Below are 24734 nucleotides of genomic sequence, written 5' to 3'. Positions count from 1 at the left end.
AATCCTGCCACAGTTGAACGAGACGCAATAAGGGACTGGTAACGTAATTTGCCAGGATGCGAAAGGCGATGAGTTGTCCTAAAGTGAGTTGTTGGTGCAAAACAAGATAAGCGCCTACCCACAGCACCAATAAATTAGATATTTTGTTGAGGAAATTGCTGACTGAACTGGCGGTGGTTTGAGTGGTAATAGTTTTGAAACCAGCACTGATGTAGCGAGCATAGCGTTCTTGCCATTGCCACCGGGAACGTAATTCTAAATTCTGTGCCTTGATTGTCTGCATTCCCGCCATCACTTCTACTAAGTAGGAGTGCGTCTGCCCATTACGTTCTGCTTTTTCTTGCAACTGTCGTCGCATGAGTGGTGACACTAACAGGTTAAGTAAAGCGAACAATGGCACAGTCGCTAGTGCAACTATCGTTAGCACTGGGCTATAAATTGCCATTACTCCAATGTAAATAATGGAAAATACGGCATCCATCACTACAGTGAGAGCAGTTCCTGTCAAAAACTGACGAATATGTTCTAGTTCTTGAACTCGTGTTGCCAATTCGCCTACGGGGCGAGATTCAAAATAAGACAACGGCAATCTTAACAGGTGATTGATAACTTCAGAACCCAAAGATAGATCGATGCGATTGGTGGTATCAACAAACAACTGGGTGCGGATCGCAGTGAGTACCGCCTCTACTACTGCTACCACGATTAAAAATATACCAAAAACTTCCAAACTATCAGGGCTATTACCAACAATAACTTTGTCAATAATTACCTGAGTTGCGAGGGGATTTACTAGCCCAAAGATTTGCACGATCGCTGAAGCAATCAATACTTCAAGTAAGACTCTACGGTAACGCCGTAGTGCCGGAACAAACCAACGCAAACTAAACCGTGATTTAGGAGTTTGTTTGTTGGGTTGCAACAGTAACACTTCACCTGCTTGTCCCCAAATTTCAGCAAAGTTACTCACCTTGCGGCGGATTAGTCCCATTTCAGGAACGGCAATGAGTAATTCTTGCTTGCTGTTTTTGTAGATAATTGCAAAACTATCCTGCCAGGAAATCATCACTGGTAATTGCAGACGGCTAAGGGCGATCGCGGGAACTTTCACTATCTGCGTTGTCAACCCCATCAACTCTGCAACCGCACCACAAAACTGAAGGGACAGACTATTTGTGTGTTGCATTTGCTTTGCTACTACCCGCCGCAGCATATCGCGCCGGAAAGGGATATTAAAATACTGACTCAACATTTGCAAGCAAGCTAGCGCCGCTTCTTGCGGGCCTCTACCATAAATGTGAGGGTATTTTTTTGGTTTTGACTCCTTGGGTGGTTCAGTTTCTGGGTTAAGTTCTGGGGCGTAGGGAATATCAGCAAAGTCTGATGCTGTTGGTATAAGTGTAGGAACTATTTTTTCGGGCAGTAAAGATTTGGGTAATCCCAATAAACGGATATTTGTATTGAGTTTGAAGTTGGTATTTTTACTATCTAACTCTAAGCGACTGCCAACAGGAAATTCCGGTGAAGAACTACTGCTGACTAGCCAAAAAAAATCTGGATTTAATTGTTTGGATGATATTTTTTTTAACTGGGAAGATAAAATCACACTTGCTTCAAGTGAAGTGCGGGCAAGTTGTGCTAAGTCGTTAGCACCATCTGCACGACGATTGAATTCTGCTGCCAATAATTCGTATACTTCTACCAATGCGGCGTGGCTGTGCAATGCTTCTGCAAAGGCTGTTTCCCACTTGATTAAAGCTAGAAAATCTGGGATGGCGAGGTTAAGACAAATCACTTCTGTAGATGCGATCGCTGTTTCACAAGCAATACCCCGGATATGACTTATCCAACCCAAAACTTCTCCAGCTTCCAATAACTTTAAAGTAACTGCTCTGTTGATACGAGAGTCAAAGCCTAAAAGACGTACTTGTCCTTGGTAGATAATACTAATATGGTCGGGCATCACTTCTGACTTTACTATCATTTGCCCCATGCGATAACGCAAAAATTGCAATTGGGAATGCAGATTTTCTAAGGCTTTTTCTGACAAGAAATTGAAAGGAAACTGACCAGCAATAAATTCTTTGATATCAATTGCGGTAGTATTCATTAAATCAGTTTTCATAATTATTGTCTTTTCTCACTAGATTGTATGTAACTCTTAAAAAGATTTTTTAGAAATATCCAGTCAGCAAAATGTAAGCAATTTTAAATCAAATTAATACCTGAGCCAAAAGAACATTCAATCATTTCAAGCTGTTGGAACATCAATAATAAATTGATGAGATAATGACTTAATTTGCTCCTTTAGCCATTGTTCAAATAATTCATCAATTAACTTTTGACGGATAACTTCATCAAACTGTGCGGGCAATACTTTTTCTAACCTTAAAATCACAATCCATTCGCCAACCTGGCAAGGAGACCAAAGTTGACCTGGTTTACTTACAGAAAGTAGTTTGCTAATCAATGGATGGGTTTGACTAAGAGGAACAGGCCCCATTATTCCCCCTGTGTATGCTTCTAAACCTTGAGAGTATGCTCGTGCTAATTCAGCAAAAGATTCCTCTTTTTCCTGAATGCGAAAGTACAGTTCAGAAGCGATTCCCTGGTTTTTAGTACGAATGAGAGAGTAGATTACTTGGTCTAAACTTGCCTTTCGCTTTAAAAAATAAGACTCGGCTTTATTCCCCCAAGTAGCAGTTTTAAACTTTGTTATTTTCAGGTTACGAACAGCTAAATCTTCCATTTCTTCTAATGTCATACCCTGATTTTGCAACCAGTTTTCCCTAGATATAATCGAAGTAATTTGTTGCTGTTTCTCAAATTCAGCAATGGCAGTAATTTTTTCTGATTCTGTACAATTAATATCCGCGATCGCTTGGTCGATAACTATGCCTCGCCAAATTTGTGACATTACTTGATAGCGCTTTAAAAGTAATGGAATTTCATGAACTTGAATGACTTTTTCTCTCAACTGCAAAATGGGTGCGTTCATCCCAGCTAACCTCTTAAAAACTTTCTTGTATCTCTTACGATTAGCTTTGGGTTTTATGCACTTCCAGTGAAGTTACAATCTAAAACCTAAGTAGGTAGGTAAGAATAAAAGCAACTAGGTGAAGGGATATAAAATGGCTGGAACTCTTACTAATGACCAATAACTAATGACTAATAACGACCTTAACTAGAACTTTATTTGTATTAACCTACTTATATTAAGAGTTTGATTTTTGGAATTAAGTACTGCCAAAAAATAGGGTGCGTTACACTACATAACGCACCCTTGTATTGAGGTTAACACCAACAAAATTACTTAAAAATTATCATTTCAACTGATGTCCCCTCATACCATTTAGATATAAAGGTGTATATTATTAGCCTGCGGAGGCAGGCTTTGTTTGTGTAGCCCCAGGCTTCTAGCCTGAGGGCTTAGACAAGCATGATGTCAAGGTTGGGAATAAAGCCACCACCAAGGTTTGGTTGCAGCGACGCAAATTGGGTGCCGTTAAAGGTTAAAGCACCTGTACTGTTGTTGTAGGAAAACTGATTAGTTGAGGTGGCTCCAAACCCTGATTTAGAAATGACAATTTTATCACCTTCATAGTATTTGAAGTCTTTGATACTATCAATTCCTTCTGAGAGGGAGTTGAAGACAAATTTGTCTGCACCAGTGCCACCAGTCAGTGTATCCGAACCGTAACCGCCGACTAGGGTATCATTGTCAGCTTCACCATAGAGGTAGTCGTTGCCATCGCCACCATGAAGGTAGTCGTTGCCATAATAACCCAGTAAGGTGTCGTTGCCACTACCACCATAAAGAACATCATTTCCATACCAGCCATCTAAGGTGTCATTGTCAGCTTCACCATAAAGGTAGTCGTCGCCATCGCCACCATTGAGGTAGTCGTTGCCATAATAACCCAATAAGGTATCGTTGCCACCACCACCATAGATGCTATCATTTCCATACCAGCCATCTACGTAGTCATTGCCACCATAAGCATAGACTGTGTCATCGCCAGAATAAGCATAGATAGAATCAGCATATTCAGTACCGTAAATTACGTCGTTGCCGTTAGTACCGTAGAGCGTCGCCATGCTTGTTTCTCCTTTAAAGTTGTGAGGTAAATTTGTAGTTGGGAAAGATTTGATTCACCAGATTTGCACTTCTGTTTGGAGTGCTTGTCAGGTGAATCTCTCTTCTGAGCTTTTGTACGATGACTTTTAGTGTTTATGCACTTGGATGAGAAAATTTTTTGAAATAGACGGCAAATGCTTATACAGCAAGGCATTGGCTCAGTCTTTTCTGCTCCATGTGAAGTAAATTCAAGCTTATTAAAATGAGTTATCGTTCACTACCTAATTCCCAAAACTCAATAGCAGTGAGTCTTCCATGCAACCTCGGCAGGGTATTGTTGAAATCTTTTCTACCTTTGTGCAATTTGATCTAGATCAATTTAGTGGTTGGGCAACCGATCCTAAGCTACGACGCAGTATGCAAAAGTGCTTGGAGTGGTATGCACACCAAGAATCTGAAAATTTTTGGGCACTTTACTGGCATAAGGTTTGGCACACTCAATCCAGCCCTCTGGCGGCGGCGCATATTTCCGCTTATTTACAGGAAGTGTGTTACTGGGTTGCAAGAAAATTTACGCATAATTTTCCGACTCAGTCGTCTGTGGCAGATTGTTTTCAGATTGCGATCGCTCGTGTCCACAAAATCTTAAATAAATTCAATCCTCAATACAGCTCAAATTTGAAGGGCTACGCTGAACTTGCCTTTGAAGGTATCATTAAGGACGTTTTACGCTTGCGCCAAGAAGCAGATATCTGCTCAGACTGGGCGTTATTACATAAACTGAGCCGCAAACGACTGGTGCAGTCATTACAAAACATCGGGTTTAACGCTCAAAGTATCGAAAATTACGTTTTAGCCTGGGAATGTTTTAAGGAACTCTACACTGGCGATCGCCAAAAATTTCGCAAGCTCACAAAACCAGATATTGTAACTTGGCAAGCTATTACCAATCTTTACAATACAGAACGTTTGAGCCGATTGAGTTTTCCTACTTCCGCAATCAGCCAGCAAACATTAGAAAACTGGCTTTTATCCTGTGCGAAAGCTGCCCGTGCCTTCCTCTACCCTAAAATTGTTTCTGTAGACGCTTCTTTGAGCGAAGATGATAGTAATTTATTAGACATCTTGCCTGCCAGCTTACAACCATCTTTATTGACGGAAACTATCGAGCAGGAAGAAGCAATAAACATACGAACTCAACAAACTCAGTTAAACCAAGTTTTAACTCAAGCAATAGCTGCGCTAGATGCTCAGTCACAAAAACTACTGCAAGACTACTACGGGCAACAACTTACTCAACAACAAATTGCCGAACAGTTAAAAACTAAGCAATACACCATTTCCCGCCATCTCAGCAGTATTAAAAAGTCACTACTGCTTAAAATAACGCAGTGGAGTCAAAACACTTTGCATATTTCCCCTAAATCCGACGTAGTAGATGCCATAAATACAGGCTTAGAGGAATGGCTCAAAATTCACTATAGCCATGCAAATACAAGTAAAAAGTGAGCCAGCGCAGAACAGGGGTTTTCCCCATGAGTGACTGACTACTTGTTCTACTTAAATTCACGCAGCCATTCGCCATTCTAAGATTTATGTCTAACACACCTTCCCCACTCACCCTTGACTCACACCAGCTGTATCTGGAAATTCCCCAATCTCCCCAGGTACAAGAGCAACTCTACTCCACTGCTGGTGCTTCTATGCGTGCGTGGATAAATCAACTTTGTCTGAAAGCATTTTTACCTTGGTTTAGAGAGGAAATTGCCCCCACTGCCAGGATTTACCCCAACACTGCGGCATTGCCGAGTTTTTGGGAAGTAGTTAATGGCACTGCTATTACTTTTGATCGCTTTCGTCTTGTATTAATTCCTACCCTTGCTATGGATGGGGATGAGTTGCGCGTACCCCAAGAATGGGTAGATATTTTGGAGTGGGCAGCTGACTACTACGTAGCAGTATATGTCAATTTAGATGATGGCTGGATCAAGATTTTTGGCTACACAACCCATCAAATTCTCAAAACAAAAGGGGTTTATGATGTTCAAGACCGAACTTATAGCCTAGAGAGTGAAGATTTGATTCAAGATCTGAATGTGCTGTGGGTTACACGTCAAATGGATGAGCCAGAAGCCTTACGGGCGGAGATTGCACCTCTACCTCCTATTTCCAAAACCCAAGCAGAAAATCTATTAGAACGCTTGGGTAATCCCGACGTGAAATTCCCGCGTTTGGCAGTTCCATTTTCACTTTGGGGCGCACTATTGGTAAATGGAGGTTGGCGACAGCGGTTATGCGATCGCCGTCAGGGAATGTCCGAACAATGGTCAATTCCACAATGGTTGCAGACAGGAGTAGCTAATATAGCTGGGCAGTTGGGATGGAGCCAAAGAGAATTTGTTGCTGTACCTGCGGGAATGCGGAGTGCAGAACCAATCTTGGGCTTGTCTCGGCAACTGGTAATAGCAGGGAATACATATGAGTTACGTATTTTCCCTAAAGGCGCTCCTGAAGACCATATTTGGCGCTTTGAATTGCGAAATGCAGTCCCCGGTAGTCAAATACCAGTAGGGTTTAAACTTCGCCTGCTCAACGAAGACTTACAGCCTTTTGAAAATAATGAAGATACAGCGGTAACAACCGTAGATTTATTGTATCTGGAAGTAATTTTGGAACCTGGAGAAGGATTGATTTGGGAAACAGAACCCACAGCAGAAGACTATGACCAAGAGATTTTGCAGTTTTAATCACCCAATTTCAGATTTCTTAACTTTATGCAACAGTATTTACCCGTAAACTAGATTTAGCAAAACACAAAAAATTATCCTCGGCAATTATTGCTAGGGGGTGACTCATGGCTAAAGTTTGGCAGTACAAAGACTGGCAAATGGTACTAGCAAGTACTTTGGCGGTAAGTGTGACATTGATAATTCCTGCCACTGATGCCTTTGCTCAAAACATTACTCTTGATGGCTCCCTTGGTACAGCAGGAACTTTAACGGGGCCAAATTACGCGATCCCCCAATCAGTAGGACAAACTGCTGGTAATAATTTATTCCACAGCTTTGGAAAATTTAATCTGAATACTAACGAAGCGGCGATTTTTCAAAGTGCGGACAATATTAGGAATATCCTGTCGCGGGTGACTGGTGGGACTCCATCTTCTATTGACGGGTTAATTCGCACGGAGAATAGTAATGTCAATTTTTTCTTAATGAATCCGAGTGGAATTATTTTTGGTCGTAATGCCCGTCTGGATGTGAGTGGTTCATTTGTAGCTTCTACAGCTAATGCCATGCAGTTTGGCGATCGCGGCTTTTTCAGTGCAACCTCTCCTGAAACTCCCTCACCATTACTGACAGTTAATCCTTCTGCGTTTTTTTTCAATCAACTTCAGCCTGGAAGAATAGAAAATAAGTCAACCGCACCAATAGGAAATAATTTTTCTGGTTTGAGAGTACCAGATGGTCGGAGTTTGCTACTAGTAGGTGGAGATATCGCGGTCGATGGAGGTAGATTGTATGCTCTGGGTGGGCGAGTGGAATTGGCAGGAATAGGAGGAGAAGGCACTGTTGGGCTTTTTGCTAATCACTCGTACTTGGGCTTAAGTTTTCCTGGCGGAGTGCCGCGAGCAGACGTATCCATTACCAATGGTGCTCAGATAAATGTAAGGTCTGGCGGTGGCGGTAGTATTGCAATCAATGCTCGAAACATAAATATTTCGGGAGGAAGTACCTTAAGTGCGGGAATACAGGAAAATTCTGGTTTAGATGATAGTCAGGCGGGAGACATTACTCTGGATGCTCACAGCACAATCACAGTTGCAGATGGATCTGCGATTGAAAACATAATCTTGCCACGTGCTAGAGGTCAAGGAGGAAATCTGACTATTAAGACTGGACGCTTAAGGATTCAAGAGGACAGCACCGTAGTACGTACAGATACTGAGGGTCAAGGGAATGCTGGGAACTTGCTTGTGGAGGCAGACTCAGTAGAAATTGTCGGCCCGGCGGAAGTAGCCATAACAACAAGGTCACCTGTTCTAAGGGCTGCAAGTACTAGAAATGCGACAGGAAATGGTGGGAATCTAACTATCAAGACGAAAAACTTAGTTGTCAGAAACGCACAAGTATCGGTTTCGACTTTTAATACAGGAAATGCAGGTAATCTTACAGTTTACGCTTCCGACTCAATAGAACTGAGCGGAAAAACCTTTGATCGGAGATCGGGTTCTATATTGAGAAATCCTGCCGGCTTGTTCTCTAACGTAAATGCTGCAGAGGGTAAAGGTGGTAACATTACTATCAAAACCAACCGCTTAAGTATCAGTGATGGTGCGAAAGTGCAAGCTGCTACCTTTGGTGAAGATAATGAAAAAGTGAATCGTGACTTTGATGGCAACGCTGGCAATATAGAGATTCATGCCTCTGATATAGACATATTTGAAACAGCTAATGCTAAATACTCTCCCGCAGGCATATATGCTGGTGCTCAAGTAGATGACGATCAAAGTAAGATTCCACCCAAAGGTAAAGGGGGAAGTATAACGATTGAAACCAATCGCCTACGGGTAAGAGATGGAGGAAGAGTAACTTCTTTTACTCAAGGTATAGGTAATGCAGGTACATTGCGAATTAATGCCAATCAAGTAGAAGTTTATGGGAGAAGCGGTGAGTTCACGAGTGAAATCAGTGCTGCGGCTGAAATCAATCCTCAGGCTATATACACTGATGTAAAAAATCCAGAAATCCTGGGTAGTGGCGGGGACTTAATTATCAATACCAACAAGTTGATTGTCAGGGATGGGGGTAGAGTTACCGTCAGGAATGAAGGGCCAAAGCAGGCAGGAAACATAGAAATCAATGCTGGCTCTATCAACCTAGACAATCAAGGAAGCATCACCGCTACAAGCGCATCGGGAAATGGTGGCAATATCAAGCTCAAATCACGAAATCTATTACTGCTGCGTAATAACAGTCAGATATCTACCAGTGCAGGCAATCGCCAGTTTGGCGGCGATGGTGGCAATATTGATATCGACGCTGGATTTATCGTTGCTATCCCTAAAGAAAATAGTGACATTACTGCCAATGCATTCAGTGGTGAAGGTGGTAGAGTTGACATTAAAACCAACGGTATTTTCGGAATTAAGCCTCAAGAGCGGGAAACCCAAGAGAGCGATATCACAGCTAGTTCCGAATTGGGAGTTAGTGGTCAGGTAACTATCAATACTCTTGAGGTAGATCCCAGTCGTGGCTTAGTCCAGCTACCCTCCAACCTAGTCGATGCTTCAAGGCAAATTGCCCAAGGCTGTACACCCAAAGGAAGACAAACTGCTAGTCGCTTTATCGCAACAGGACGTGGCGGACTACCCCTGAGTCCCAATGAACCATTGCGGGGGCGAGCAGCGATCGCTAGTTGGGTGACGCTGCCAGCACAAGCAACAGATAGGCAAACTAATAAATTATCTGCATCAATTAAAGGTCAGTCTGATCCATCTGTGACCAAATCTACTCCACAAATTGTGGAAGCCCAAGGATGGGTTTTAGATCCCAAGGGCGAGACTCATTTAGTTGCTCAATCTCCGCAAATGACTTATTCTATGCCGTCTTCTATTTCCTGTAGTTCATAGTTCGTTTCTACGGGAGTATGGAGAGCAAGTCTATTCAAGCTTAGGTGCTGAATACTCTTAACTTTCTGCCTTCTGCCTTTCTTTGTAACGGTGGTTTATGCGACAACATTACAGGCGATTCAGACGCTGCGATCGCTTCAAAATCGATCGCAAATTTAGTTTCCTGCTTCTAACTCTGATAACAGCATATTTGTCTGTTATTGGTTCTCCTGTAGCTGCAAAAGTAGAGTCTCTACAAGTGTCAAACCAAAACTCTACTGCTCAAACACCAGACTTGCTGCAACAGGGCAAACTGCTGTATGACGCAGGGCAGTTTGCAGAAGCAGTTAAAGTATTGCAACAAGCTATTACAAACTATCGCCGTCAAGGCGATGAACTGCGGCAAGCTGTGGCATTAAGTAATCTGGCATTGGCTTATCAGCAACTGGGTAGGTTGAATGAAGCGCAACAGACTATTACAGATAGTTTTAATTGGCTTAAAAAATCTCCTACAGCCCAAAATCTCGGAGTTCTGGCTCAATTCCTAGACATTCAAGGTAGTATTCAACTGGAATTGGGGCAAACAGAACAGGCTCTCAAGACTTGGCAACGTGCAGAAGCAACTTATAAGCAATTAGGCGATCGAAAGGGCATGATTCGCAGCCGGATCAACCAAGTACAGGCATGGCAAGTATTAGGATTTTACCGACGGGGCTTGACAATCTTAACTGAATTGCGGCAACAGCTAAAATCACAACCACATTCTCTCATGCTGGCAGTAGAATTACGTTCTCTCGGTGATGCATTGCAACTGGCGGGAGATTTGGAGCAATCTCGCCAGGTATTGCAGCAAAGTTTAGAAATTGCCCAAAAATTGCATTCTGCTGTAGATATTAGCGCTGCCTTATTTAGCTTGGGCAATACAGCACAAGCGCAGCAAGATAAACAGAGGGCGATCGCTTTTTATCAGCAAGCTGCTGCTGTCGCCCCCATTCCTATCATCAAAGTTCAAGCTCAAATTAATCAGTTGAGCCTATTAGTCAACACAGGGCAAGAAACTGCCGCACTGACGCTATTGCCTCAACTTCAGACTCAACTTACCAATTTACCTCCCAGCCAGGCAGCTATCTATGCTCGCATTCATCTAGCTCAAAGCTTGATGAAGTTGAGGAACTCAAAAGGTAACCACATCCCTACATCCCAAGCGATCGCTCAAATTTGTGCCACCGCCTTACAACACGCTAGAAGCTTGGCAGATAGACGTGCTGAGAGCTTTGCCCTCGGTACTCTTGGTAGTGTTTACGAGCAGACTCAGCAATGGCCAATAGCCCAAAACCTTACCCAACAGGCACTTGCTATAATCCAAAGCATAAATGCACCCGATATTGCTTATCGCTGGCATTGGCAGTTAGGACGCTTGTTGAAACGGCAAGGAGATATTCAGGGCGCTATTGCAGCTTATGATGTTGCCGTCAGCGAATTGCAATCTATCCGCAATGACTTAGTAGCCGTCAATCGTGATGTCCAATTCTCGTTTAAAGAAAGTGTGGAACCTGTTTATCGGGAATCTGTGGAGTTGCTTTTACAAGCCAATTCAGCACAGCCAACTGCACAAAATTTAGACAAAGCCAGACAGAGAATAGAAGCACTTCAACTCGCAGAACTTGATGACTTCTTTCGGGAAGCTTGTCTAAACGCCAAGCCTGTTCTACTAGACAAAGTTGTGGATCGAGACAACCCTACAACTGCAATTATTTACCCCATTATTCTGCCGCAGCAACTACAGGTAATTGTCAAAATTCCCAACCAACCCCTGCGTCATTATGCAATTAATAGATCGCAAGCTGAGGTAGAAGAAATCCTCAAACAAATTCGAGAAGACATCTTAGAACCCGATCGCACAGAGGAGGTACAATCCCTTTCTCAACAAGTCTACAACTGGTTAATCAAACCTATAGACTCTAATTTGGCAAGTAGTGGTGTTGATACCCTCGTATTTGTGCTGGATGGAGCCTTACGAAACATACCCATAGCAGCTCTTTACGACGGTCAGCAATATCTAGTAGAAAAATATGCTGTTGCCCTCAGTTTGGGATTACAATTAATTCCACCCAAACCTCTGGCAGAGATCAAGCTCAACATACTGGCTGCTGGCTTAGTAAAACCGCCATCAAAATTCCAAAAGCAATTTCCCCCTTTACCTGAAATTAAGTCAGAATTCAACTTGATTTCTCAAACGGTTGGCTCTACCACTCAACTGTTAGACCAGGACTTTAACAGCAAAAACCTGGAAGGTAAGGTGAATGCTTCTAACTTTAACGTATTACATTTGGCCACCCACGGTCAATTTAGCTCCAGTGCCGAGAATACTTTTATTTTGGCAGCCGATGGCCCTATCAACGTCACACAGTTCGATACTCTGCTGCGCCGTCGAGATGAAATTCGCCCAGAAGCCTTGGAAATGCTTGTTTTAAGCGCTTGTCAAACCGCAGCAGGTGACAATCGCGCTGCACTGGGATTGGCAGGGGCATCCATACGGGCAGGAGCGCGTAGTACTCTGGCTTCACTGTGGCATATTAGCGATAAATCCACGGCTATCTTGATTGGAGAATTCTACCGTGAGTTAGCCAAAACTAAGGTGACGAAAGCCCAAGCCTTACGTCGGGCACAATTAACGCTCCTAAAAAATTATCCCAATTACAGTCGTCCAGGTTACTGGGCACCTTATGTATTAGTCGGCAACTGGCTTTGAGTTTGAATTAATTCATAATAAAAAAAGTGTTATCTTTACAAACGTTATGTATTTAACGTACTTAGACAGTAATAGTTGGCTAATTGAAATCGGGGAACAACGCGTACTACTCGATCCTTGGCTAGTTGATTCTTTAACCTTTGGTAATTTGGATTGGTTGTTCAAAGGTTCCCGAACTTCACAACGCCAAATTCCAGAAAACATCGATCTGATTTTGCTGTCTCAAGGATTAGAAGATCACGCCCATCCACCAACCCTCAAACAACTGAATCGCAACATTCAGGTTGTAGCTTCTCCCAATGCTGCCAAAGTAGTACAGCAGTTAGGTTACACCAAAATAACAACACTTACTCACGGTCAATCCTTTATCCTCAACAATAGTGTAGAAATCAAGGCAACTCCTGGCTCTCCCATCGGCCCCACTTTAGTAGAAAATGGTTATCTGCTCAAAGAGTTGGCAACTGGCTTGACTCTCTACTACGAACCCCACGGCTATCATTCTCCGTCGCTAAAAGATGCTGCCCCAGTTGATGTTATCATCACTCCGCTCGTTGACTTGGCTTTACCATTGGTTGGGCCGATAATCAGGGGTAGAAAAAATGCCTTAGAAATAGCAAAATTGTTACAACCTCAAGTCATGCTACCTACAGCTGCTGGAGGGGATGTAATGTTTGAAGGATTGCTGACAAAATTCCTGCGGCAAGAGGGAAGTGTTGAGGAATTTCGCTCGTTACTTGAGAAGAACAATCTTGCCGTGCAAGTAATTGAACCATTATCAGGTGAACGCTTTGAACTGCAATTAAAAAAACGAGCATTGGCAACCTAAGTATAGGGGCTAGGGGCTAGAGATTAGCAAGACTTACGCAAAATTCCTCTAAAATCCTCTTTCCTCCGTGCCCTCTGCGTCCTCTGCGGTTTATTATTCTATAACTTGTGCGTAAGTCCTGACATATAGCGATCGCTTTTCAACTTGGTATTAATTGTACCGATCTACTTAACTAAAAGGGTGCAATTTCTTACACCCTCACAAGAATCAACAACGCTCAGGATTTTAACTGGAAAATATGCAAAGCCGTAGAAATGAGCGTTAAGAAAATCATAAACCCAATCGCATCCAACATTGTTGTCACTAAAGGGCCGCTCATCAAAGCAGGATCGAGTTTCAGCCGCTTTAAACCCATTGGCAGCAAAGTTCCCAAAGTAACAGCCACAAGAGTATTTGTTGCCATCACGCATCCAGCAACTAGCGATACCCAACGTTCTTGGGGAGGTGCCCATATCAAGGAAAGACAAATCATCGTCAGTCCTAAGGTTAAAGCTGTACCCATTCCTGCCATCAGTTCTTTACGGAGGATTTTGAGAGTATCTTTGGGTGTTACCTCTCCGACTCCCAACCCGCGGATCGTAACAGTTAATGCTTGAATACCCACAGTACCACCTGTGTTGGAGAACAAGGGCATGATCACAGCTAATACTGGCACCATCGCAATAGTAGATTGAAATGGCGCGATCGCACTTGATGCTCCGATATACAAAAACATGATTCCCAACAACCACGGCAGACGCTTCTTGATTGTCACCAAAGGAGGCGACAGTGCAGCTTCGTCTCCATCACCAACACCCGCCAGTTTTTGAATGTCTTCTGTGGCTTCTTCTTGGAGGATGTCAACTACGTCATCAATTGTGATAATACCTACCAATCGCTCTTCGCGATCAACGACGGGCAAGGCGATTAAGTCATAGCGCTGCATGAGGTGGGCAACTTCTTCTTGGGGTGTTTCGGTTCTGACTTTGACAACGCGATCGCTAGCTATATCTCCAATTAAGACATCAGGAAAAGTAAACAATAGTTGTCTTAATGAAACAACACTTACCAACTTGCGGTTATCGTCTGTAACGTAAGCGTAGTAAATACTTTCTTTATCCCGATCTTGCAGGCGCATCTTACTCAAAGCTGCACCGACAGTCAAACCTTGACGCAACCGCACATACTCCGTTGTCATTACCCTCCCGGCGGTACCTTCAGGATAGCCGAGAATTGTTGCTGTTGCTTGTCGTTGTTCTGGGCTAAGTTCTTGCAATAACCGCTTGACGACTTTTGCAGGTAACTCATCAAATAATTCTGCCCGATCGTCGGGACTCATAGTTTCTACAATTTGTACTACCTGCAAATCATGCAGAGAATTGATTAACTCTTCCTGCACCTCAGGAGGTAAATATTCAAAAACATCAGTTGCCTGATTTTTGTTGAGCAAACGAAATGCGATCGCTCGCTGTTGAGTTGGTAATTGTGTGATGTAATCTCCCACGTCAACAGGTTGCAAACGATTTAAATCGCACTTCAATTGATTTAAGTCAGCAACATCAATGCCAGAATTGCGAATGTCTTCTGCGAGCATAACAACCTCCCATTGTCTCCCCTAGCTGGGAGACAAGCTCGCCAGCTTAGAGGAGGATAGTACTGCCATCTTGTGGACTTTTGTCCATAAAATCTTTAGAAACTCAACAAGATAATTGAGTCAAGGTATCACTTAGTTAGAAGCCTGACTCGTAAGTATGTAGTCGGGTAGACATTAGGCTTTAATGTTGAAATGTTGTCACATTACACACTATCAAGCTATTAACTGCCCCGAAGTTTTTATCATTATTCCACTAGATTCTACTACTGTTAGCACCTGTGTCAAGTTTATCTGGGGATTCATTTTTAAACTTTACACAGTGACAATATTTACTACTTTAGAAGTAAACATTGCTATGAGACAAGACAGAATATTTGAGCAATACTACTTAAGCTAGAAGCATAGATTGAAGCTGTTATCAGTTTTGACACTTTGTTGTAAGAGCAGCTTTGGAAATATAGAACTGCGATCCCAATTCTGAAGGGTTTAATCTCTTTTTTAGACAATGCTTCAATTGAGTTCACTCTAGTTAAACACTAAACTCAAGGCTCTGAATATAAGTAACTTTTCTTACTGTTTTTACCTCTGTGGCGAATAGAATTTTAATACTTAGTTAATTTTCACAATTTACGTATAATTTTTTACGCAAAAAAGAATAGCAATTTTGTATTCGTGTTTCAATAGTCTTAATAATTTAATAACTTTTTTTAACATTAAACATATATAAATCAATGCTTTTGGAATACAGGTTATAATAAGGCGCTAAATCGAACAGATTTCCTGCCTGGGAAGCTTCGTACAGACAGGAGATAGCTGGTAGCAAAAGTAACAAAAATTTAACGTACTGCCTTTATACAAACTCAGCCAACACAAGCAAGCTAATTGATAGACACTACTAAACCCTCATCCAGAGCGATAAATTGCTACTACGAACGGAACTTAATTTATTCATGTCTAGCTACTTGCAAAATGATTTTTTATTTTCAACAAGCAATTAGGAATATATTTAAAATTAAAAATTCTTACTTGGAAAATATTGCTGTCATTAGCCAATAGACTTCTTAAGCGTACCGTCGGCATATAATTCTAGTGGTACTAGCTCGGTTTTGCCGTTCACTTTAATTCGAGAGTAAACAAGTTTTACCAATGGTGATTTATTTTGGTTGTAACGCAAAGACATAATAATTATCCTGGTCTATCTTTGATTTATATTATTTATATTTAAGTTTTGAACACTTAAAATGCGCTTAATAACTTTTGGTTTATCTTGTACTTTTAAAAATTTACTGTTTGTGTAAATAATTGAAGATAAAGCCAGATAAAAGTAAAAAAATATACAGAACAATTATGAGTATTTGAATAAATTTAGGAAAGCGATTGAGTGCTAGCAAGGAATGACTAACAATATAGCCATGAACACGAGATAATAATAAACTCACCCCTAACCTAAACTGCTATGTAATTAAACATTACAGAACTGTTTGTGGCTTTGCCTTACATCATTTACTTCATAGCTACGGGCTAAAATTCCGCAATCTGCTTTCGAGTTAAATCATGAAAACCACCTCCCAATTACAAGCTCGTTTAGAGTGTTATTATCAGCAAATCAAGACAATCATCTTGGCGCGTCAAAATCCAATTACTGGTTTGCTGCCTGCCAGTACTGCAATTACAGCCCACGGTGATTACACAGATGCTTGGGTGCGTGATAATGTTTACAGCATTTTGGCTGTTTGGGGGTTGGCGCTAGCATACCGCAAGGTGGATGAAGACAAGGGACGGACTTACGAGTTAGAGCACAGTGTTGTTAAACTGATGCGGGGTTTGTTGTTCGCAATGATGCGACAAGCGCACAAAGTAGAGCGATTTAAACACACTCAATCACCTTTGGATGCATTACACGCCAAATACAACACCGCAACTGGGGATATTGTTGTCGGTGATGGAGAATGGGGACATTTACAACTTGATGCCACATCAATATATCTACTGATGTTGGCACAAATGACCTCATCCGGATTGCACATAATTTACACCCTTGATGAAGTCAACTTTATACAAAATTTGGTTTACTACATCGGAAGAGCTTATCGCACTCCAGATTACGGAATTTGGGAGCGGGGCAACAAAATCAATCATGGAAATGCAGAACTAAACGCCAGTTCCATAGGTATGGCAAAAGCTGCTTTAGAAGCAATTAATGGACTGGATTTATTTGGCGTGCGCGGTAGTCATGCATCGGTAATTCACGTACTGCCCGATGAAATTGCTCGTGCCAGAATTACTCTAGAATCCTTATTACCTAGAGAATCTGCTTCTAAAGAAATTGATGCGGCACTATTGAGTGTGATTAGTTTTCCGGCGTTTGCAGTTGAGGATGTGCAATTGCGCGATCGCACCCGCAATGACATCATCACTAAACTCGAAGGTAAATACGGCTGCAAGCGTTTTTTGCGTGACGGGCACCAAACCGTTTTAGAAGACACCAAGCGCCTCCACTACGAACCTTGGGAACTCAAACAATTTGAAAATATTGAGTGTGAATGGCCTTTATTTTTCACCTATTTGGTACTTGATGGAATATTTCGCGGTGACAAAGAACAAACCGAATATTATCAACAGCGTTTAGAATCTTTAGTTGTCGAACGAGATGGCTTGCCTTTGTTGCCAGAACTTTATTATGTTCCGGCTGAATACATAGAAGCAGAAAAGCAAGCACCCCATACTCAACTACGTCTGCCCAACGAAAACATTCCCTTAGTATGGGCGCAGAGTTTGTATTTTCTCAGTCAAATGCTAAGTGAAAAATTAATTGCCGTTGGGGATATCGATCCCTTAGGGCGGCACTTACGCATGGACATACACCGAGAACCTTTAGTACAAATCGCCTTACTAGCAGAAGATGAAGATTTACAACTCATATTAGAAGTTCACGGCATTGAAACCCAAACTCCCAAGCAAGTAGAACCAATTCAAGTTCGCCAACCCGATGACTTTATCGCTATTTATTCCCAAATTGGACGGAGTGATAAACTCGGTTTAACAGGACGTCCGCCTCGTCGTCCTCGAAGTTTAACAACATCCAGAATTTTTCGCATCGGTAACGAAACTGTAGTATTCTTGCCTTCGCTTTTAGACTCTCAACAGTTCTACTTAACCCTTGATTACCATTTTCTCGTCGCCCAATTCAAGAGCGAACTCGCCTACATTCAAAAATATTGGAGCGATTTAGGACGTCCGATCCTCACTTTAATGTTGACACATACAATGTTAGAAACCGGTTCCGAAGCATTGCTTAATTTAATGCAGGAACTCAAAGAGGGAGTGTGTAACGGTGTGCGGGTAAAATTGGGACGGGTAAATCAACAGATGCTCACTGCCGCCATCGAACGAATTGATTTCCTGCCAGAGTTTGAATTTTCCCAGTCTTCTGTCAAAGATGCAAAACCCCGCTGTGCTTATCTCGCCTTTCACCCAGAAAAAAACTGGCTGCTCAGACATACTCAAGAATTTCAGGTAGAATGCGAAACTAACTTGAATTTACTCTTGAGTTCTTTGCGCTCTTCAGAAAATATTTACGAACAAATAGAATTATTGCAGACGCTAACTCGTTTGCAAGGACTGGAGTTTAATACTGGTTTTGGCGGGCCTTTACATCCCGTTACAGTCGGTGATTTACTTGATGAAGTCTACACCAAAGCTGCCGAAATAGGGATTTGGGCAGTTGTGCGTCGGGCGGCGGGTTTGCGGCAGATGGCATACACAGCCTTATCGGATGTAGTGACAAGTATTGTTGTGCGGGGAAAGCAAATAGCAGTTGGTAAAGCCTACAGCGAAGACTCCCTGATTACCGTACCTTTATCTCACAGCGAAATTGTCGAAAAAATCAATCATTTTTGTCGGGAAGATATACGCGATCGCGTTCTAACTCAAGAAATTCTGATTTATCTGAGTACTTTAATTAAATCAGAACCAGAACTGTTTCAAGGACTGCTAACGTTGCGAGTCGGCTATCTGATTTTGTTAATCACCAGCGAATTAGCACAGGAATTGAAAGTTACTCAAGATGAAGCCTACGAAACACTCATGCAACTTTCTCCCTTGGAAGTAAAAACACGGCTGCGTCAAGTATTAGCTGAATATGCGGGCATGAGTAAATTACTGCGTCAGCAAGAGTCATTGCACGTCAAACAAAAAGAAAGTGATATTGCATGGGTGTTGCAACCATTAGTTGTTGAAGACATAGAAATGCCGCTAGGAGGTTGGCGACGCTTTCGCCAAGCCGAAGGAGCAACAGGGCGCGTGCCCAAAGAATTTTTTCAACAAGTTTGGCTGTTGATGCATCATTGTAAAGGCTTGGTAATTGGCGATAAACTAGAGCGCCGCAACCGCTTGGATAGTGAGGTGATGATCTCCGAGATGACGGCGGGAGAAAAGAACTTTGCCCTGCAAGTAGAACATCTGTTAAATAAAATTGAGGCTCCAGAATACCGACAAGTTAATATTGAAACATTGATGGAATTAGCGGCGATCGCTTCCAACAACCCAAGTTTGCAAATCGAAGAATATATAGTCTTGGATGTATTAATCGGTCATGCCGTGAGATTAGCATGGTTAGACGGACATCCCCAAAGAGGCGATCGCTACGACGAAGATAAAGCGAGTGCGTGGCGATCGTTCTACAATACCTCTCCTAGAGAGTGCGCTAGTTATGTTGTTAAGGCGTTTAGGTTCTTGACGGAATTTGAAGGGACCAGTGCAGCTTAAACTGGCATCAAAATATTCCCTGTGTGGAAATGCCCTATTTACAACTACTTTATGGTTTAGCGTAAAATTTTATGGCTAAACCATTTTCTTATTGCTTGTATAAGTATATTTAGCAATAGAAAAGTATTAATAAAAAAGAATTAAATATGACACAAGGGCACTTATCCAGGTTAATAGTTTTAGTTGCTATGGGAGCATTGTTATTAGCGGGTGCCAAAGGAACGTCAACATCACCCAATAATGTGACTAATAGCTCACAACAAGGAAAGCAGCCAAAATCTAGTACTGATGAAAAATTGAATATAATTCGTACCTTAGCACAATATGGCTTCTACGCTGAGGCGAGGAAAGAATTTAAGACAACTATTAAAGAAAATCCTCGTCTTCAAATACCAAAAGACTTGAAATTACTCTTATTTGAAGATAAGTTTGACAGAGTTCGTGCCTTATCTAATTTAGGCTTTTATACTGAAGCGAGGGAAGAATTTAAGACAATTATTAAAGAAAATCCTCATCTTCAGGTTCCTAATGATTTGAGAAAGCTCTCATTCGAGAGAATTCCTGTGTGGCGAAAGTTGCGATTTCCGTTGGAACTATGGGGACGGTCTATATTTGAGATAAGCATAGCTTTAGCCATTGTCTATCTATGTATTGTTGTTGCTTATCTAGTAATTAATGAAATTAAGCGTTCTAGTAATATCCGTCTTGATATTCAGGATTTTGAGAATGTAGGGAATGCTCCGGAAATCGGCAAAGGATTAGGAGCATATTTATGGAGATTGTCATCAAAACAATAATATCCAGAAAAGAATCGATTATGATGCTAAAAAAGAATACAAAGAAGCTGAGGAAAATTATAAAAAAGCAATACAGTACTTAGAATACGGTTTTGAACCAAAAGAAAAGATACTCTGGGATTGGTCGAAAAAAGACCCTTCATTAAAAGGAGTACAAGAACATAATCAGAAAAAGTTTGATGAACTTCTCGATAAGTACAAGCCAACAACATAGAAAAAGAGGCGATCGCGTTTTTTGTGGAATGCGATCGCTCAACCCACAATATTCTAAAATATGGCTAAATCTGCTGACATCAGCACTAAACGATTAATCAACCTTGCACCAGAAAGTTGGGTAAAATGGGTAACACAAATTTCTAACATCATAGCTGGAGAGGTTCTTAATTCAGAGTTTCAATGGATTAGCCGTGAGAGCGATGTTTTAATCCGTGCTACCAGTCCTGAACATGGGCAATTTCTCGTCTTGAACGAATTACAATTACGCTACAAACCCGAAATGCCCAAACGAATGCGAGCATATGCCGCGCTGGCAGAAGAAAAGTACAACCTGCCTACCTATCCTGTACTAATTAACATTCTCAAAGAGAGTGATGTTGAAATTCCCACTCGCTTTGAATCAGTATTTGCAGGTTTACAAGCGCGTCAAGACTATCGAGTGATTAACCTTTGGGAAGTCGATGTAGAAATAGTCTTTCAACAACCTGTGCCATCTTTACTTCCCTTTGTACCAGTGCTAAAGGGTGGTGCAGAGGAACCCATAATACAACAAGCTTTGCAAATTCTCCGCGCTGATGAACAATTAAGTCAGTTAGAAACTGTCCTAGCATTTTTTGCTAGCTTCGTATTAGATAGTGCTTTGGTAAGGCAAATTATGAGGTGGGATATGGCAGTGTTAAGTGAATCTCCTTGGTATCAACAAATTTTGCAACAAGGAAGAGAAGAAGGACGACGAGAGGGGATGCTGTCAAGCATTGAAATGGATTTGGAAATAAAATTCGGTAGCGATGGATTACAACTTATGCCAGAAATATCTCAGATAGCTGATTTAGAACGATTAAAAAGAATCCAACGAGCAGTCAAGACTGTTAACAGTATTGAGCAATTACGTCAACTTATTTGAAGTAACTGCGTCCAACTGAGAATGGCGACTAGGGGGCTAGAAGTTCTAGTTTCTGAGTCTGGCGAAATAACTTTTGCGTCCGCTGAAATAGCTTTTGCGTCTGCTGAAATAGCTTTTGCGTCTGCGTCCCCAACTTCGCCTCTACAAATCTTCCTCTAATGCCAAAGTTGCAAACTCATGAACTGCTCTTACCAAATCATTGGGCGTACCAATATCCAAGTAAGTACCATCTGCAAATACTTCCGCTTCTACATGAAAACCCTGTTTAATCGCAGCTTGAATTACATCCCCAATCGGTACTTCTGGTAGCTGTGACAAACTCGGATCTGCTTTAAGAGGAATGAGATACTCATGTAAAAACTGGGTAAAAGCTGGTGTCCAAACGGCAATACCCCACATATAACGCAAATCTGACTGAGGAGGTTTTTCAACTATCAAGTGAACCCTGCCTGTATCGTCAAATTTAACCATCCCGGCTTTCTGGGGTTGATCGGTTGGGAATAACCCTAAAACTACATCTGCTTTAGTTGCCTCAAGACGTGCCAGTACCCGCACATAAGCATCCTCTGGCTGAAACAAAATATCGGGAAAACCCAATGCTATGACTGCATCTTGCACAAAGGGATAAGCCTGATCTAAGGTGAATGGCACACCATAAGGCAAACCCATAATTAGATAGCCCAAGCTCATCGAAAGCATTGTGCCATCTCCAAAATATGCCGGGATATCCCACTTTCCCGGACGCAGTATAAAATATGTCTTCTCAATGCCTGCTAACTGCATTTTTTCCAGTAGATAGTGACAAACCACCTTCGGCCGCAAGTTAGATTTTTGACCAAGGCTTTGAAAGCCTATCGGATATAGTTCTTTGCTCAGTGGTAAGGGAGAAATTCTTTTTGCTTGCCCTCCCGCAGGTAGCAGTGCAATAATTTGGCGCTTAGTCATAAGTAATTAAATGTAGCTAGTACAAAATAATTTATAAACTGAAAGCTTGCACCATTTTTCATAACCGTAAGGTGGGCACTGTCCACAACGTGAAAATAAGGGTTTGAGGAAAATTAGGCAGTGCCCACCCTACAAACTAATGACTGTTGACAAATGACTAATGACCAAATTCCAAAAAATATCCCCCTTCTAAAGCAGCGTACTTGTAAAGACAATAGAAGGGGGTTGTTAAATTTTATTTCGCGATCGCTACTATTTGACAGAGACAGCATCAACATCAACAGTGGCACTCGAAGAAGTAGAATCCTCGGCAGTATTAGCCACTTGAGCTTCTACTTGACCTTTACGCGCTTTAAAGCCTTCAATTAATAGCCCAGATACTTCTGTTACCAATAGTGTTAAAAGAAAAACATCATCAATTTGTCCCACAATGGGCAAAAAGTCTGGGGCAATATCAATGGGACTAACAAAATATAATAATGTTCCTAAAATCACCCACCAGCGGTATTTAGGATTGCGAATCAAACCACGATACCAGTTATAGACAGATTGGAGCGGAACTTTCATGACCATCACCTCTAGTTATTTTTCATTCTGACAAATGATGCTCTAAACTTCCTGTGGGAATAACCGCCCTATTATGTCTGGAAGATGCTACCAGTTTTCTTTAGCCGTATTTTTTTCCATAAAATTTAAACGAGTATAGAAGTTATGTATCCATCTCTAAGTATTAAAATGCTTGGGGATAGTTGCTCCAGCAATGGACGGAGGAAACCAAAAACAGTGAATATATTAGAAATCTTTCGTAAAGTCGGGCCAGTAATCTGGCCGTTGCTTTTTTTCTCAATTTTGTCGTTAAGTGTGATTTTAGAACGTCTTTGGTTCTGGTTGCGGATTTTGAATCAGGAAAAGGAAATTGTCAATCGCGTTTTAGATGCAGCTGGTGAAAAAAATTGGGGACTAGCAACAGAGATTGCTAGACGGGCAACAGATCAGCCGATAGGCAGGTTTTTATATGCTCCTTTAAGCCAACCGAAAAGTGATATGGAACTTTTCCGATTAGCGCTAGAGTCAACAGCAGAAACCGAATTGGCTCAAATGCGGCGCGGCGAAAAAGTTTTGGAACTTGTAATTGCTGTCGCCCCTTTGTTGGGATTATTTGGTACTGTTTGGGGTTTGATCGGTTCTTTGGAATCTATTCGGATTGGAGATTTAGGCACAGAAGCGACAGCAGGAGTTACTACCGGGATTGGAGAATCTCTGTACAGTACAGCAGTTGGCTTAGGTGTTGCTATTGTTAGCTTGGTATTCTACCGACTATTTCAAGCTCTTGTCGTTAATCAAGTCAAAGTATTTCGCCAAGCGGGTAATGATTTAGAAATACTATACCTCCAGTCAGCGCCCGATCTGAGTAATAGTAAATCAGACATAGTCATACCTCAGCCTATTGTCCGAGATACTCCACGAGACAACTTCATTCCCCCTCCCCCCCCACGTCACCGAAGCCAAAACAAGTTTTCTCAATCTCCGGAAAATCCAGAGGCAAATACTTCCGATCCTGAAAATTAGTCAAAATTATACCTCGGCTTGAGAGCAAGACATGAAAATTAACCTGCACACTCCCATTGAAGAAGCTCAAGTTCAACTCATTCCCTTAATTGATGTCATTTTTTGTATACTCACGTTTTTTCTTTTGGCATCTTTGCAACTCACCCGGCAGCAGGCAATTAATGTTGATTTGCCCAAAGCTAGTTCATCAACTGCAACCGATCTAAAGCCACAGCGACAAATTTTACCTGTGACTATTGACGCTGTCGGTCAAACTTATGTAGAGAAACAACCAGTTAGACGGGAGCAGTTGGGAGAAATTTTAAGTAAGTACCTCCAAGCCAATCCTACAGGTACAGTGGTGCTATATGCCTCCCGTTCTGCAACTTATAACGATGTGATTGAGTTATTAGATTTGCTGCGGCAAGTCGGGGGCAATCGCGTATCTTTGGGTATCATCCCTGGTTCTTCAGCACAACCTAAAAATTCTCCCCCACCCGTTACTCCTGTGCCATTCCCAGTTAATCCTCAAGGTAACCCTAACCTCTACCAACCTTCCAATCCCGATCAAAATCCTTTCCCAACTGTACCCAACCAACCCCCCATCGGAACCCCTGTTAACCCTGGTGCTGTTCCCCAACAGCCTACAACACCTTCAACCAGCAATCCTACCCCGCAAAGGTGATTGGATAAAATCATCATGTAGAGAATCTAAAT

The 24734-nt window shown here is 41.9% G+C and carries 18 protein-coding genes; 11 read left to right on the top strand and 7 right to left on the bottom strand.

Annotated features, from left to right (window positions below; translation table 11 throughout):
- The 3 genes from UYC_RS0130085 to UYC_RS0130075 all read right to left on the bottom strand — a co-directional run.
- A partial coding sequence (locus UYC_RS0130085; protein WP_016877862.1) for a peptidase domain-containing ABC transporter occupies positions 1-2125 on the bottom strand: 2125 nt, incomplete at its 3' end.
- A gap of 126 nt (positions 2126-2251) precedes the next feature.
- A complete protein-coding gene (locus UYC_RS0130080; protein WP_016877861.1) occupies positions 2252-2998 on the bottom strand; it encodes a peptidylprolyl isomerase in 747 nt (248 codons plus the stop codon).
- A gap of 431 nt (positions 2999-3429) precedes the next feature.
- Positions 3430-4098, bottom strand: coding sequence for a calcium-binding protein (locus UYC_RS0130075; protein WP_016877860.1), 669 nt, complete (start codon positions 4096-4098; stop codon positions 3430-3432).
- 295 nt (positions 4099-4393) lie between these two features.
- On the opposite strand from UYC_RS0130075, the gene UYC_RS0130070 reads away from it, so the two are divergent.
- The 5 genes from UYC_RS0130070 (at position 4394) to UYC_RS0130050 (ending at position 13267) form a co-directional block, all read left to right on the top strand.
- Complete coding sequence (locus UYC_RS0130070) at positions 4394-5587, top strand: sigma-70 family RNA polymerase sigma factor (RefSeq protein WP_016877859.1); 1194 nt, start codon at positions 4394-4396, stop codon at positions 5585-5587.
- A gap of 86 nt (positions 5588-5673) precedes the next feature.
- Positions 5674-6825, top strand: coding sequence for a DUF1822 family protein (locus UYC_RS0130065; protein WP_016877858.1), 1152 nt, complete (start codon positions 5674-5676; stop codon positions 6823-6825).
- Between the two features lie 107 nt (positions 6826-6932).
- The gene (locus tag UYC_RS0130060; protein WP_016877857.1) at positions 6933-9710 is read left to right on the top strand and encodes a beta strand repeat-containing protein; all 2778 of its coding nucleotides are present in this window, start codon (positions 6933-6935) and stop codon (positions 9708-9710) included.
- Positions 9711-9807: 97 nt separating this feature from the next.
- Entirely contained in the window at positions 9808-12441 is a 2634-nt protein-coding gene (locus UYC_RS0130055) for a CHAT domain-containing protein (RefSeq protein WP_016877856.1), read from the top strand.
- A 46-nt stretch (positions 12442-12487) separates the two neighbouring features.
- Positions 12488-13267: an MBL fold metallo-hydrolase gene (locus UYC_RS0130050; RefSeq protein WP_016877855.1), complete on the top strand. Its 780-nt coding sequence runs from the start codon at positions 12488-12490 to the stop codon at positions 13265-13267.
- Positions 13268-13484: 217 nt separating this feature from the next.
- Here UYC_RS0130050 and mgtE read toward each other — a convergent pair whose 3' ends face one another.
- Together mgtE and UYC_RS40060 are read right to left on the bottom strand one after the other, a co-directional pair.
- Positions 13485-14840, bottom strand: a complete 1356-nt coding sequence (mgtE, locus tag UYC_RS0130045) for a magnesium transporter (RefSeq protein WP_016877854.1) — start codon at positions 14838-14840, stop codon at positions 13485-13487.
- A 1045-nt stretch (positions 14841-15885) separates the two neighbouring features.
- Positions 15886-16020, bottom strand: a complete 135-nt coding sequence (locus UYC_RS40060; RefSeq protein ID WP_268743817.1) for a hypothetical protein — start codon at positions 16018-16020, stop codon at positions 15886-15888.
- Between the two features lie 374 nt (positions 16021-16394).
- Between UYC_RS40060 and UYC_RS0130040 the strand changes: the two genes are divergently transcribed.
- The 4 genes from UYC_RS0130040 (at position 16395) to UYC_RS0130030 (ending at position 21524) form a co-directional block, all read left to right on the top strand.
- Entirely contained in the window at positions 16395-19607 is a 3213-nt protein-coding gene (locus UYC_RS0130040) for a phosphorylase b kinase regulatory subunit alpha/beta (protein WP_016877853.1), read from the top strand.
- A 146-nt stretch (positions 19608-19753) separates the two neighbouring features.
- On the top strand, positions 19754-20404 hold the full coding sequence (locus UYC_RS0130035; RefSeq protein ID WP_016877852.1) for a hypothetical protein: 651 nt from the start codon (positions 19754-19756) through the stop codon (positions 20402-20404).
- 179 nt (positions 20405-20583) lie between these two features.
- Positions 20584-20715: a hypothetical protein gene (locus UYC_RS40055; RefSeq protein ID WP_268744646.1), complete on the top strand. Its 132-nt coding sequence runs from the start codon at positions 20584-20586 to the stop codon at positions 20713-20715.
- Positions 20679-21524, top strand: coding sequence for an RpnC/YadD family protein (locus tag UYC_RS0130030; RefSeq protein WP_016877851.1), 846 nt, complete (start codon positions 20679-20681; stop codon positions 21522-21524). Before UYC_RS40055 ends, UYC_RS0130030 begins: the two co-directional genes overlap by 37 nt.
- Before the next feature lie 141 nt (positions 21525-21665).
- On the opposite strand, the gene UYC_RS0130025 is transcribed toward UYC_RS0130030, so the two are convergent.
- On the bottom strand, positions 21666-22469 hold the full coding sequence (locus UYC_RS0130025) for a nucleotidyltransferase family protein (protein ID WP_016877850.1): 804 nt from the start codon (positions 22467-22469) through the stop codon (positions 21666-21668).
- Between the two features lie 252 nt (positions 22470-22721).
- Positions 22722-23036, bottom strand: a complete 315-nt coding sequence (locus UYC_RS0130020) for a YkvA family protein (RefSeq protein WP_016877849.1) — start codon at positions 23034-23036, stop codon at positions 22722-22724.
- Between the two features lie 216 nt (positions 23037-23252).
- On the opposite strand from UYC_RS0130020, the gene UYC_RS0130015 reads away from it, so the two are divergent.
- Positions 23253-24038, top strand: a complete 786-nt coding sequence (locus UYC_RS0130015) for a MotA/TolQ/ExbB proton channel family protein (RefSeq protein ID WP_016877848.1) — start codon at positions 23253-23255, stop codon at positions 24036-24038.
- Positions 24039-24069: 31 nt separating this feature from the next.
- A complete protein-coding gene (locus UYC_RS0130010) occupies positions 24070-24702 on the top strand; it encodes an ExbD/TolR family protein (protein WP_016877847.1) in 633 nt (210 codons plus the stop codon).
- The last annotated feature ends 32 nt before the right edge of the window (positions 24703-24734 follow it).

The sequence above is a fragment of the Chlorogloeopsis fritschii PCC 6912 genome (assembly GCF_000317285.1).
Lineage (GTDB): Bacteria > Cyanobacteriota > Cyanobacteriia > Cyanobacteriales > Nostocaceae > Chlorogloeopsis > Chlorogloeopsis fritschii.
Note: the sequence above shows the minus strand (reverse complement) of the source record. Positions and strands in the feature narration are given on the sequence as shown.